This window comes from Neochlamydia sp. S13, assembly GCF_000648235.2.
Classification (GTDB): domain Bacteria; phylum Chlamydiota; class Chlamydiia; order Chlamydiales; family Parachlamydiaceae; genus Neochlamydia.
Genome location: NZ_AP017977.1, coordinates 2,079,266 through 2,092,645 on the forward strand (window position 1 = coordinate 2,079,266; position 13,380 = coordinate 2,092,645).

10 protein-coding genes are annotated in these 13,380 nt (G+C 38.6%); all 10 read left to right on the forward strand.

All coding sequences use genetic code 11. From position 1 onward, the window contains the following. Window positions 1–37 precede the first annotated feature (37 nt). The 10 genes from TY21_RS08035 to TY21_RS08080 all read left to right on the forward strand — a co-directional run bounded on the left by TY21_RS08035 (window position 38) and on the right by TY21_RS08080 (window position 13,359). Entirely contained in the window at window positions 38–1,372 is a 1,335-nt protein-coding gene (locus TY21_RS08035; protein ID WP_042241013.1) for a hypothetical protein, read from the forward strand. Between the two features lie 143 nt (window positions 1,373–1,515). Continuing rightward, window positions 1,516–2,844: a hypothetical protein gene (locus tag TY21_RS08040; RefSeq protein WP_042241016.1), complete on the forward strand. Its 1,329-nt coding sequence runs from the start codon at window positions 1,516–1,518 to the stop codon at window positions 2,842–2,844. Window positions 2,845–2,875: 31 nt separating this feature from the next. After that, entirely contained in the window at window positions 2,876–3,430 is a 555-nt protein-coding gene (locus tag TY21_RS08045) for a SycD/LcrH family type III secretion system chaperone (RefSeq protein ID WP_039386890.1), read from the forward strand. Window positions 3,431–3,588: 158 nt separating this feature from the next. Beyond that, window positions 3,589–4,215: a tetratricopeptide repeat protein gene (locus tag TY21_RS08050; RefSeq protein WP_042241019.1), complete on the forward strand. Its 627-nt coding sequence runs from the start codon at window positions 3,589–3,591 to the stop codon at window positions 4,213–4,215. 3 nt (window positions 4,216–4,218) lie between these two features. Next, on the forward strand, window positions 4,219–4,905 hold the full coding sequence (locus TY21_RS08055; RefSeq protein WP_042241021.1) for a hypothetical protein: 687 nt from the start codon (window positions 4,219–4,221) through the stop codon (window positions 4,903–4,905). Then, complete coding sequence (locus TY21_RS08060; protein WP_042241024.1) at window positions 4,902–5,864, forward strand: hypothetical protein; 963 nt, start codon at window positions 4,902–4,904, stop codon at window positions 5,862–5,864. The genes TY21_RS08055 and TY21_RS08060 overlap by 4 nt, the downstream gene beginning before the upstream one ends. Before the next feature lie 45 nt (window positions 5,865–5,909). Next, the gene (locus TY21_RS08065; protein ID WP_042241027.1) at window positions 5,910–7,145 is read left to right on the forward strand and encodes a hypothetical protein; all 1,236 of its coding nucleotides are present in this window, start codon (window positions 5,910–5,912) and stop codon (window positions 7,143–7,145) included. A 293-nt stretch (window positions 7,146–7,438) separates the two neighbouring features. Continuing rightward, the gene (locus TY21_RS08070) at window positions 7,439–9,916 is read left to right on the forward strand and encodes a hypothetical protein (protein ID WP_042241029.1); all 2,478 of its coding nucleotides are present in this window, start codon (window positions 7,439–7,441) and stop codon (window positions 9,914–9,916) included. Between the two features lie 412 nt (window positions 9,917–10,328). Further along, on the forward strand, window positions 10,329–11,963 hold the full coding sequence (locus tag TY21_RS08075; protein ID WP_158622980.1) for an IS1634 family transposase: 1,635 nt from the start codon (window positions 10,329–10,331) through the stop codon (window positions 11,961–11,963). Between the two features lie 979 nt (window positions 11,964–12,942). Beyond that, the gene (locus TY21_RS08080; RefSeq protein WP_042242503.1) at window positions 12,943–13,359 is read left to right on the forward strand and encodes a hypothetical protein; all 417 of its coding nucleotides are present in this window, start codon (window positions 12,943–12,945) and stop codon (window positions 13,357–13,359) included. Window positions 13,360–13,380 lie beyond the last annotated feature (21 nt).

Consider the following 13,380-nt stretch of genomic DNA (forward strand, 5'->3'; position numbering starts at 1 on the left):
CATGAAGTCCTTCATTGACTATAAGAAGGGGTAGGTTATGACCTTTACAACACCATATGTAAATATAAGTGGAATGCCCAGTGCTATTCCTACACGGCTAGAATATACTAATGCTAAAGTGGCCTCTGCTTACTATAATGCTATTATGGCGTTTGTAAGAGTGTTGCAGCTGCAAGGCTCTACGACCTCATCCAATGCCTACCCGGCATCACTTATTTCTGCCTTAAACGTTTCCGAAGTCAATGCTGCGCTTAATCAATTGACTAATCTGGCTAAGTACGGAGTCATTGTAACAAGCTCAGGGCAGATCATCTACCCTAGCTCAATCGTAAGCGCGGGCTTTTTGGCTGCCCATGGCTTATCCGCTAAAGTCCCTCCCTCAGCAGGTAAGTCTTCTTATAATCAACATCTCATGACGATGAGTATGGCACAAGATTATGATGCCATTTTACGCTCTCTTGCAGCAATTGGCGTGAATACCAATGCGGCTGGCAGCAATATTCCCCAGCTAAGTGCTAACCAATTAAAACAATGGTTAGACCTAGCTATTCAAGTCTCCGCAGTTGCTAATGCTGTCCAGGCAGCACAGTTAGAGGGCTATGGAGGAGCACGCGGCTTACAAAGCATTATTGAAATTGACTACGTTCAAACAGGTAACCAGATCATTTCCAAAAATATGGCTCAGCTAAAAAGTGCTTTGAATACGACCCAACAAATTTTAGATAATTTAGCCGAACTTCAAAATTTACATAACCAAATTACTACAAAATCTAGTGCTTTTAATTTTAACTATGGGGATGGCAGGGGTAAAGACGGGCCGTCCGCTTGGAGCCCTGGTTATCAACAAGCGGCAAGTGCCTTCTATAACAAGCCTATTACCCCTGTTATTCTTCCTTCTATTGCTCCTGGATCTTCAGGATTTGTCTCGGCCTATAAGAAATTGGTGAACATCCGTACCCAATTAACTGAACAGCTAAAAACACTTTCAGCGATTACTTCCGCAAGCGATAGAAGCAATGTTACTAGCTTATATTCAAGGCTTAAACAAGTTTTAACAGATTTAAATACTACATTCAGTGTAAATGGCCAACCCGTTCTCTCGACCACGCCACCAGGGCTAGCTTCAGCAGGCTTTAGAAAATGGATGTTAGATAATTATAGTGCTTTTAACAGTAGCGATGCTAATGCAGCAGGAAAGTTTCAGCAAAATATTACCTTTGCTATTACAGCTAGTGAAAACTTAAATGATACTCAAAAAGAGACGGTGAGGAATTATCTTTATATCTTTGAGGAATATTATAAATCTGCGTCCGCAGCTCTACAAGCGATTTCACAAATTATCCAAAAAATGGCCCAGAATATCGCTAGGTAAACTTATTAACAGTAAAAGATAAATAAAAAAAATTTACAATATAAGCATGAAGCCTTTAGTAGATCTTAAAGACAGCCTCTTTTCTTTCTACACATGATTTTAAGGTCTTATTAAATAACTTCGGCATTTTTAGGAGGAGCCCTATGACCTCAAGTACTAATTCACAAAATTTTTTAGAAGATCTTAACAGTATTGCTGGCTCATATGTGCTAGATACAAGTCTTTCTTATGTGAGTGGCCAACTAGCTGTGATACCGACTCAAAAATTATATAACACTTCTACCACGAGTGCAGCGACCCTTAATAGCAATTTAACTCCCGCCAATTTTAATTCCATAGATACGACCGACATTACAAGTTTTATCAACCAATTTTATACTAAAGTCTTAGGCTATCCTAGCACAAGCTCCATCCCTTCTGCAGCTTATGATCCTTCCAATTCAGCTAGCCCTTTAAAAGGATTATATAATATTTATACAGCCTCAGTGGGTGCCAATCCGAATATAGGAAATACAGATCTTAGTAGCATTATCAATGTTTCCAATCTACCTGGACAATTCAAAGCAGCCTTCTCTGATTTCATTAAAAATTTTAATTTCTCGATCTTATCTAGTAGTAGTACCTCAGAAACTCTCACTCTTAACGGCACTACCTATACAGCTACCCTTAGCAACAACTATGGAAATTTTACTAAAGCTTTCCTCAACTACTTAAGCACCACGACAGTTATCCAAACATCTAACAAATCTAGTGTGTTAAGTTTATTGAATAGCCAAAATAGCACCGGCGTTACTTACGTGCAATCTTATCAAGCTATCTATGAATCTTTTAATGGTCCGGTAGGAACTTTATCTCAAAACTCTGCTAATTGGACTGTCGCGCAAAGAGTTTTTGTGCAACGTCTTTCTGCTTTCTATACCAGCGAGCTAGCCAAAACCGCTACTAGCAGCCAACCTTCAGGCTCTTTTGAGGCAAGCCAAGACTTAGGGGACTGGTACTCTTATACGCAAAACCTTTACTACAATCCTCAATTTAGCCCCACTGCCTTAACCAGGGATTCCAATAGCACCTATATCTTAAATGAAGTTTTACTAGCTCTTATCAGCATGCTGGGGACTATACAAAATGTAGCTGCCTCCCAGTCTCAAACTTTAAGCTTCTTATCGCAGTGGCAAGCTGCTTATAGTGATAAGCTTAGGCAAATGCGCACCTTTAGTCAAGGAGATGGTACAGTTCTAGGAGGCACCAATGGCTGGGACAAAGATGCCGCCCAAGCCACCCGTAATGCGCTTAATAACGTCAACCAAAACTACATTAGTAAATTACAGGCCAGCCAACAAACCCTTTCTGATCAAGCCAAATCCTTGCAGGCTAATGTTAATCAAAGTAATGATGCAGCAAGTCAGCAGGGCAGTGTGGCCGACAGCATCTTGCAACAATTAAGCACAATATTATCTGCAATTTTCAAATAATCCAGAATTTTCAATATAAAAAGGAAACTTCATGAAAAGTGACGAAGAACAAATAAAAAAAGCTGTAGAAAGCTTAGGGGAACAGCTGAAGAATGATGCAAGCCAAGAAAAGAATGTGACTCAATTAGCTGACGAGTTTTTTAAAAATGGACATATGCCAAAAGACCTATTAAACCTTAGTGATCAGCAAGTGGAAGGACTTTATGCGCAAGGTTACAATTTTTATCAAACAGGCCGCTATAAAGATGCCGTGCAAGTTTTTCGTCTACTTATCATGTTAAATGCTAATGAAGCCAAATATATCCTTGGGCTTGCTTCCTGTTTTCACATGATGAAAGAATACAAAAACGCCGTAGATACCTACACCATTTGCTGTGTGCTAGATCCTGAAAACCCTATCCCCTACTATCACATGTCAGACTGCTTTGTAGCCATGAAAGATTCTTATTCCACGATTATTGCCTTGGAGATGGCGATTAAAAGAGCTGGTAGTAAACCTGAATTTCAAATGCTAAAAGATCGTGCTTTGCTGACTATAAAGCATTTACAAGAGGAAATTAAAGATACTATTAAAGCAGAAAAGTAAGGGTCTCTTTTACTCATCCAGCATTTACACAAGATGAATCAACAGGACAATTTACCTTATCTTAAAGGAGCCCCATGATCATTTGAACCCCTAGAACTGCAAGAAAGACTTCAAACAAACATCTCACGCCATAAAACCTAATGAAGGAGAACTTATCCATGGCAGAAGAAACACAAGACTTTAACCCAGAAGAATTTAGAAAAGCCATTAAAAAGACAGTGGATGCCCATCGAGGAAAATTAAGTGAAGAGGAGGTAAAGCTACAAGAACAAGCGCTGATCGATATTTTTGAAAATGGCATGTTACCTGCCCAAGCTTTAGGTTTTGACGCAAATTTTATGGATTACGTTTATAAATTTGCTTATACCCTTTACCAAAAAAATGAAATTGAAGAAGCCAGCCAGCTTTATCGTTGGCTAAAAGTTATGGTACCTATTGATCAAAAATATACCATCGCCTTGACCCATTGCTATATTCAGCAAAAAAATTGGCTTGCCGCCGTTGCCATGCTTATGGAATTAGGCGTGCTAAATCCTGAAGATCCATTACCTTTTGAAAAGATGTGTGATTGCTTGATTGAGGCTAAAGATTATGCCAGTGCTCTTATGGCTATAGAGCAGGCCATAAAAAGAGCAGCAGATAAGCAAGAATACATGCTAGATAAAGAAAAATGGTTGATGACTTACGACTATCTTCTTTCCCAATTAGAGATTGATCCTGCCATTATAGAAAAAGTTAAAGCAGAAAATGAATCTATTACTCATGTAAAAAACTCCGAGAGGTAGACGATGAGCATCTCAGGAAGTGGAACAGGTGCCCCAGGCGGCATTCCAGAATTTTCTCTTCTCAATGATCAAAATGCCGCTAGCTATGCTTTACGCCTATCGATGGGCATTGCAAATAATTTAGATTCTATTTCATTTACTGAGATTGACAAGCAAGCCTTATGGAAATATGACACCTCCCCAAGCAAGCCCACTTTACATCCTTTAGAACATATGCGCGTAGAAGTAACGCCCCCGCGAGCTGATGACACGTGGAAACAAGTGCTAGCAGAAATTACGGAGAGGCTGCCCAGCAATGTACGAGCAGCTTACGAGCAAAGCTTACAGGCCCCTATAGAAGAACGCAACCCCTCCTTAATTGCGCTAGGAAAGCTATTAGAAGGAGCAGCAAAAGTACTCAATGGAATTAAAAATTCTGCAAATGCTCTAGATTCTCAAAATCCTATCGCAGCGGCTGGCTCGCCGTTAGATTTTCGCAGGCAGATGAATTCAGAGTTAGCCGAAAAAGCCTTACAAGGCATCCTTAAAGACAGCTTTCCCACTTTTGAAGCGATAAAAAATAGCTTAGCAAGCTTAGGGCCTAATGATCCATTTTTTGATGAGTTGATGGGAGCAGCCAACCAATTAGGCATGGCCTACTCCACCCTTGCCCACATTCATAATAAAAAGGCTGCTGAAGGCCACCTATGAAAGAAAACAATAGTGAAATACAAAAAGCTAGAAAAAATCTAGCCCATGCTTTGGAGGCCGTTAAAGAGAGTTATAATAGAAAAAACCATGGAGAATTTCTAACTATTTTGGGTCCGCTGATTAGCTCTTTAAGTACGGTGACTATGGCCCAAACGATTAAGGAAGCTGCCCCCGCACTTTTATTAAGCTTTAAAATTGCTTTGCAAGGGATCGAAAAAGAGGAAAGCTCGGCGGGAATTATGGGAAAAGCTTTAACCTCATCCACTCAAAGGTTAGTAGATTTTATCGCAAGAATCCATCTACTCCAAGAAGATCAAGGAAATAAGCAATTATTGCTAATGATTTCTCGTGGCCTTGTCCTCACCACCATTGCTTTAAGCTGGGCCTTAAGCCATTTTAGCTTTACCTACTCCTCACCTCTTAAAGAAAAAGATGAAAAGGAACAACAAAGAAAGCAATCTTTTGGAATTGAGTTAGCTCTAATCCTTACCTTGAAAACAGGCATTTGGCAAAAAATTGTGGAAAGCTTTGTAAGTGCATGTGGAGCCACTACCAAGCAACAGCAAGCCCTGACAGCATTAATACTTCCTCTTCTATTAATTTTGTCTTTATTAACAGTGGCTAGGGGAAAAAAGAAACTTTTAGAAGAGCTTTTTCTACATTTAAAGGCTGAATTAGTGGAGGGATTAGAAAATCTCCAAACTTTTTTACCCTCTTTGGCTGGCGAGCCTGTATCCAACATAGCTCTATATATTCAGCAGGCTACGGCTAGCTTGAAAGAAGAGGATTTTGATCATTTATATCAGGCTTATACAGGGGTTCTTGAAAGCATTGATGCCACCCCTAGCCAGCTCAATGAAGAGATCGAAGAAATTATTTATTTTGCTGAAACTATTTACACGGCATTTAGGAGCGGTTCTATAGAATTTAACCATACGACCGTCTCGCAGTTAATATAAAAAATTTAACAACAATTCTCTTCAAAAATAGAGAAGGAGGAAATTATGACATCTGGAAATATCACAGGACAAAGCCAGGGAGGCGGAGTTTATCTACCCCCTTCTGATTCTGGAGCCGTTCCCGCTGCAGGAGCGAATTCAGCTGCCAAAGCAGTAGCTCAGCCCAACCAGGCCTATTATACAGATAGCACCTCCACTGGAAAAGAGGCTGTATCTGCTAAACATACACGCAATCTACTCGCACATATTCCTCCTCCTAATGCCCAGGCTGCCGGGGTATCAGAATCTTCAGGCACAGGCAATCCCTTTTTACGACCCAATCCCCTGGTGGCCTTTTTTATGAATTTTACAGAAATTTCTAATGTCTTACGTCAAATGACCATGGCTCAAGAAGAAATTACTTTATCTCAAATGAGTATGATTAATGAGCTGGCCAAAGGCCAAGCCCAGCAAATTCTACAAGCAGCTGAAAAAGAGTCTAAGATGTATATGGCCAGTGCAATCGCCTGCTTTATGGAAGCAGGAGTTTCATTAGGACAAGCCGCCATGCAATTTAGGGTCAATCGCAACACTGATAAAGAAATGAAATCACAAAAAAAAACGTACGAAGATAACGCTGAACGCCTTAAAGGCCATAAAGCAAATGCTAAACAGCACTACGATGAAGTGTCAGGCCAACACACAGCCAACGAAATGAAAGTCAAACAAATGAGAAATGCGGATAAAAATGTAACCGAGGCTAAAAAAAATCTAGAAGATGCTAAGCAAGGTGGCTCTAGAGAAGAAATTACAACGGCTGAGAAAAATTTGAAAGATGCTGAAGATCAAAGAGCAGCAAAGTTGAAGGAAGCGGAAGCTGAGAGCTTAAGAAGCTCTGAGGAATCTTTGTCTGCTAAAAGAGATTTAAATAAGGCCAACTATGAATCTGAGACAGCAAATTATGAACTAGAAAAATTTAATACTAGCTATTTCATGACCCATGCCAATAGCGTGTCTAACAAAATGATGATCTTCAACATGACTTCCACCATGCTAAATAAGTCTACCGAGGGACTGATGAACTTATGGAAATCAGAATTGGTGGTAGAGAAAGCTCAAGCAGAGGCTTTAAAAGCCATGATGGATGCTTACATCCAAAACTCTTTTAAAACTGTGGACTTAATGAATAACGCTAAAAGCGAAAATTCAAAATTAATTGCCGATCTTATGCAGCAACTACGTAAATTTTCTGAAGATGAAAGGAAGCTGGGAAGCTCTGTTGGGGTTCAGTCTACAGGCTAAGTCAGATAAGCATAAACGAGCAAAAAGGCCTTTTACGGGTCTTTTTGCTAGTCAGTGACGCTGATCGCTTAAAAGCAGGGAAGCAAAAAAAATGCTCGGGGTCAAAATCAACCAAACTTATTGCAGGCACACTAGCCCATAAGAGGCAACCAAAGAAACAAAAAAAAGCGATTATAAAGCTTTTAAAAAATTTTTACATTAAATCTATCATCAATAATTAAAAAAAATTTGCAATAATATAAGAAACTTCCATTTTCCTATTTTTATTCTACCAAGTTTTTGAGGAGGACTACATGTCACTTAATACCAATTTCAATACTAATTACAATAATTTTCAAGTGGGGGAACCTGGCGAAGTTAATACTATTCCTCCTACTTTAGGGGAAGATCCACGCTCAACTGATACGGCTAACAAATCCACGCAAACTGCCAAGCCTAGCTCTTTTACTGCTCCTGGAAGTCCTCAACTTCCTGCTCCCTCTGAAGCCGCCCAAAAAGATCCCACTCTACTAACTAACGGACTCTTTCAACCTCAAGCCCTCCTCTCCCATCTACAAACCCAAGCCCAAACGAATGCTAATAATCAAAATAGCAATACGCAACCCTTAACTGACGAAGGGCAACGCACCTTATATGCCAATAACTTTAATGCAGCATTAACATCTTATGCAAAAGCTAACAATCTATCCTCCAGCGATGTAGCAAAGCTTACCTTTGCTTTTTATAATTCTACAGCTACCACCGAGGGTACCAGGCTAAGTTCGGGCGCCGACCTTAATCAAATTCTACAAACGCTCACAGGGCAAGCCCAACAAGAAACGTTGAAAGCAGGAGTTGATGTATCTAAGTTAAATCCTGCTGTAGACAACTCCTCTTACAACCTTTCCCTCTCAGACACTTATAATGCTGCTTTTGAAAAAGCGGTAAATAGTGATACTTCGCTTTCTCCCGAAGATAAAGCGGCTCTTATCTATCAGCATTATAACCCTTCCCCTGCACTCAAAGGAGTGGACCAGAATAAACTTAAACAATTACAAAATGCAGCTCTTAAACAAACTAGCCAAAAATTTAGTACTCCAGCAGGGTGGAAACCTCCTTTGAATAATGCAATGTATAATGGAGCTCTAAAGGGGAGCTTTCAAGTTAACCTTAAACTTAATCTCGATGAATATGCAGGTCAGAACAACTTGAACGCTACTGAGCTTGCGGCTCTTAAAAAAGCTATAGAAAACATCAAAGATCCTAGTATTCCTAACGCTCTTAAAGCTATTGCTCAGCAGATCATAAATAAAACAATCAGTGAGACTAAAGTTCAAAATCAATTACCGGTAAATTGGCAGCCATCTGCAGAGCAAATGAAGAATGCTTTTAAAGATATCTCCTCCAACCTAGCAACGACCTCTCTTGTGCAAGCACGCGAGATGCTAAATACTTCGATGGCGCAGTTACAATTACTGATGCCAAATGGTCCGGGTAAGCAAAAAACCATCGATTTACTTATGACGATTAGTAAAGCGATTGTTGAAGCTCAAAATACAATTTATGAAATACAAACCTCTCGTTCCCAACAGGCTAAACAACAAGCCACTGCTAAATTAGGCATGCAATTGCAGCAAGTTCGCGAGCAGCAAGAAAAAGAAAAAGAGATGCAAAAGCAGCAAGGAAAATCAGGCTTTCTAGGCGTTCTTATGAAAATCATCGAACCGGTAATAAAGGTTATAACCGTATTGATGGCTGTAGCGACAGGAGGTCTATTAGGCCTTGTCTTTGCTTTATTAGATACCACACTCAACTTAACGGGTAAACTCATTGAAGCTATCGTAGACATAGTCTCTAAATTAATAGATAAAATTATCCCCAGTGGCAATGGATTTTTAGATGGGTTAAAGGCGGGGTTAAGAGCTATTACTCAATTATTTGTGATGGCCACTATGGCTATAATGGCGGTGGGTATGCTAGGTCCACAGCTAGTGACTACTATGTTTACCACCATGCTAACAGAATCTGATATCATTCCTGATTTTTGCCAGATGTGCGGAATTAGTAGAGAACATGCTCAATACATTGCAATGGCAGTAGGAATGGCTATTACCATAACAATTGGAATCTTAAGCTGTATTAATCCCGCTGCTGCTGTCCCTGCAGTTACTCAAGCCACAGTAAGAGTCGCTGCTTCGACTGCGAAAATCCTAAAGCAGGTAATGACCGTCATACAAAAGGTTGTGGATTTAGTGAACAGCGTAAAGATTTTATCTAAGGCTATTAGTGTTACTGGAAAGATAATGAAAAAAGCGTTACAAGAATTATCTGAGGTTGTAAATGTAATAGGAAGCGCTGCCAAACGAATTGCCGATACAACTTACCGCGTGTTAGGAAATGTATTAAGCAAAATTCTTAAGTCCGTCAAAGGTTCTAAAGCTATGGAGCTAATTGAAAAGCTCCTGACCAAAGCTTTAAAAAATCCCAATACTTTTAATCGTATTATGGCAGGAGTAAGTATCACTCAATCTACACTAACGGCAGTTAAAAGTGGAATTCAAGGAGGAATGAATGTTTCTCAAGCTATTATTGCTTCGGTTAGAGGTAAATATGATGCTATCATTGAAGAGTTACAAGCCATGATTAAGCAGCTGCAAAAAGTTTTAGATGACCTTTTAGATAGCCTTAGTGGTTTAGGGGAAGATTTACTTAGCGTCAAAGGTATGCATGATAACCTCCTTAAAGGCCTGCAAGATACCTTACAAAAAACAACTTCTATCCAGATAAACTAAGAATAAAAATTAGGTAAATAATATAGCTCGTCTCTTACAAGAAAGTATTTTTAAAGTACCTTAAGCCCTCGTAAAGGGCTTAAGGTACTTAAAAAAGCTTTAAGCCTTAAACATTTTTTCTTAATAACCTTGTAGTGACCTCTTTGTCTACCCTACAATAAATATACTTTTACCTTCTGTTACCACTTTCATCTATGAAAATGAGTTTAATATTCTTCTCTATATTGCTTTGAAACCCCTCTTAAAAACTTCCTTTAAACGGAAGTTCCATTTTTTTTATAGGGTTAAAGCGGTTAATTATTTTATTATTAAAGCTTTATGGATTTTTTATAAAAATTTGTAGTCACCAAAATATTAATTAAACTGGTTTTTAGAATTTACATAAATGCCGTTATTAGTGTATTTTGTAGGTATGCATATAGTGAAGTCAAAATTTAAATCAGCTGCCGGCAAAGTTTATGAAACAATTTTGCTGCGAGAATCCTATAGAGAAGGCAAAACCGTCAAAAAACGCACGGTGGGTAATCTATCCAATTGCACACCTGAAGAAATTGCTGCTATCGAGTTAGCTTTAAAACATAAAGGTAATCTCCAAGCTTTAACCTCGTGTAATGGAGCCACAATGCAAGAGGGATTATCTGTCGGTGGTGTATGGGTGATATACCAAATGGCTAAACGTTTAGGAATTGTGGATGCACTTGGCAATAGCCGAGAAGGTCAGCTCGCGTTGTGGCAAGTGGTAGCACGCGTATTGGAGCAAGGCTCAAGACTTTCTGCCGTCAGGCTGGCAGAAACATATGCCATTGCTCCTGTAATTGACTTGCAAAAAGGCTTTAACGAAGAAGATCTTTATAAGAATCTTTTGTGGTTATGCCAAAGCCAAGCCTCTATCGAAGATCGATTGTTTACTAAAAGTTTTTGCAAGAAACCTCCTCACTTATTTTTGTATGATGTCACTAGCTCGTATTTAGAAGGCGAGAAAAACGAGCTTGCCGATTGGGGTTACAACCGAGACAAAAAGAAAGGTAAGAAGCAAATTGTGATAGGCTTGCTAAGTTCAGCCGATGGCACACCCGTATCAACGGAAGTGTTTAAAGGCAATACGCAAGATACTTCTACCTTTCATGCTCAGATCAAAAAAGCTAAAGAGCGCTTTAAATGCGAGAAAGTCACTTTTGTAGGCGATAGAGGGATGATTAAAAGCGGGCAGATCGAAAATTTACAAGAGCATGGTTTTCATTATATTACCGCTATGACAAAAGCTCAAATAGAGACCTTAATGAAAAAAGGTGTGATCGAATATACGCTATTTGATAAAAACTTGGCTGAAGTCAAAGAAGATGGGATAAGATATATTCTTAAACGCAATCCTGTGCGCGCCCAGGAAATCGCCCATTCTCGTCTCAGCAAGCTAGCTAGCATAGAAAAATTGGTCGCTATGCAAAATGCCTATCTACATGCACATCCCAAAGCGCAGGTAGAAGTAGCGCTGAAAAAAATTAAAGCTAAAATCGAGCGTTTAGCGCTTAAGACTTACGTGACAGTTAGCGCACAAGATAGAAGCTTATCTGTATGCCTCAATCAAGAAATGCTAGCTGAGGATGCTAAGCTAGATGGTTGCTATGTGATTAAAACCGATCTTGCTTGCGACGAAGTGAGCATGCAAGAAGTACATGATCGTTATAAAGATTTAGCTAGGGTAGAATCAGCTTTTAGAACAGTAAAAAGCGATCTTGAGATACGGCCAGTCTATGTACGTTCAGAAGAAAGTACAAGGGGCCATGTTTTGGTGGTAATGTTAGCCTACATGATTATCAGAGAGCTTGATAAAGCCTGGAAGGACCTTTATTTAACAGTAGAAGAGGGCTTACGCAGTTTATCTACTTTAACGCTAATAGAATGGACAGTAAATGATGGCTTAAGTTTTCAGCAAATCCCCGAACCACGCCATCAAAACAGACAAATGCTTGAAGCCTTAAAAGTAGAGTTACCAAAAGTTTTACCAAAGAATCATGCGCATGTAGTCACTAGGAAGAAGCGCCGATAATTCACTTAAATGATTAATAATCAATAACTTGATTGCTACCGATTGTTTCTAAAAAAGTGGAACTTCCGTTTAAAGGTATGTTTATCCTACAAAGATTATCGAGCCTAACTCTAATCCCTTAAGTAGACCGCTTGATGATAAATGAGCGCTAATAAAGCCGGGCAGTTAAATTTTTCTCCTTTTCTTAGCCTTGCTGTCAGTCATATATTCTATAGACAACCGGTGCATACTCTATCCTTTAAAACAGCCAACTAATTAAAAATATTTTATATGCTTCTTAAAAGATAGTAACTCTTCCCGCTTAAGTGGTTCCCCTTCTATCTTTCTCTTAATGACTCGGAGAGAGTTCCTCCCAAGAATTACAAAGCCTTTTTTATCTGAGAAGATGCATGCTTAAATGAGCAACGAAGGCCGAAGCTTTTTAGCTAGATTCTTACTTATGCAAAGAAAAGGAAAAAGCTGATTTAAACTTAAAGGCATACAACCTCTTTTCTGCGGACCTTTTGTCAGCTATTTAGATTCCTCACTCATATAGCTACATTATTGCTTTTAAAGAAGGACAAAAAAGAGGACCCCTCTTCCATTATATAAAGTCTTAGCTACAAAACCTAAATCCTTGAGCAAGTTTTATATTATAATGCACATTTCTTACTCAATAAGATTTTTTAATTTATATAAACTAAATAACTCTCTTCGCACCGAAAATGTATAAGAAATTTTTAAAAATCTTCTTCCTTTAAATTTGCTATATCCTTATCCTTAAACGTAATATGATAAATCCTAAGAGATTATCTTAAAGCTGAGAATGAAAAGCCTATTAAGAAGGAATAGAAGTAGTTTTTTGGCTGCTCACTTAAAGCGAAGGAAGTACAAAGCTGCCTTTAAGCCTTGTTGCTTTTTAAGTAGTAAAGACCCCATTTAACAAAACTTTTCCTAATACTAATGAAGCGATGTTGTTAAATTCGTAAAAAAGGATACTATGAGTAATGCTGATATCGACGAACAACTAAATAAATTGCTATCTATTAAAGAGAAAAGTTACACTTTTACGATAGGTTCCAATTTGCATGATAAACTTGAAAAGCATCTTTTTTCGCTGAAAGCGATCAATAAAAAATGCTCCAAGGGAAAATGGGTTTATGAAGCTATTGCTGAAAAGCTTAAATTGGAAAATGTGGGTGATTTATCCAAACAAAGAAGAATTCAAGTTTTTTTAGATGACACTATCTCCAATGAGATTGAAAAACGTATTCAAATTTTCAAAAAAGTATACTCCAGCTATTCAAAAAAACAGTGGATCTTAGAAGCTATCCATGAAAAGCTAGATCGAGAATTAAAGCTTATTAAAGAAGAGTTTAAAAAGACTTATGCGACTGAAATGGATTCAAATGATTAATTTAACATTATAAGCCTCCCA

What these genes read in the sequence shown, in the direction of transcription:
- TY21_RS08035 (WP_042241013.1), top strand. Translation starts at nt 38, where the DNA reads ATGACCTTTACAACACCATATGTAAATATAAGTGGAATGCCCAGTGCT.
- TY21_RS08040 (WP_042241016.1), top strand. Translation starts at nt 1,516, where the DNA reads ATGACCTCAAGTACTAATTCACAAAATTTTTTAGAAGATCTTAACAGT.
- TY21_RS08045 (WP_039386890.1), top strand. Translation starts at nt 2,876, where the DNA reads ATGAAAAGTGACGAAGAACAAATAAAAAAAGCTGTAGAAAGCTTAGGG.
- TY21_RS08050 (WP_042241019.1), top strand. Translation starts at nt 3,589, where the DNA reads ATGGCAGAAGAAACACAAGACTTTAACCCAGAAGAATTTAGAAAAGCC.
- TY21_RS08055 (WP_042241021.1), top strand. Translation starts at nt 4,219, where the DNA reads ATGAGCATCTCAGGAAGTGGAACAGGTGCCCCAGGCGGCATTCCAGAA.
- TY21_RS08060 (WP_042241024.1), top strand. Translation starts at nt 4,902, where the DNA reads ATGAAAGAAAACAATAGTGAAATACAAAAAGCTAGAAAAAATCTAGCC.
- TY21_RS08065 (WP_042241027.1), top strand. Translation starts at nt 5,910, where the DNA reads ATGACATCTGGAAATATCACAGGACAAAGCCAGGGAGGCGGAGTTTAT.
- TY21_RS08070 (WP_042241029.1), top strand. Translation starts at nt 7,439, where the DNA reads ATGTCACTTAATACCAATTTCAATACTAATTACAATAATTTTCAAGTG.
- TY21_RS08075 (WP_158622980.1), top strand. Translation starts at nt 10,329, where the DNA reads ATGCATATAGTGAAGTCAAAATTTAAATCAGCTGCCGGCAAAGTTTAT.
- TY21_RS08080 (WP_042242503.1), top strand. Translation starts at nt 12,943, where the DNA reads ATGAGTAATGCTGATATCGACGAACAACTAAATAAATTGCTATCTATT.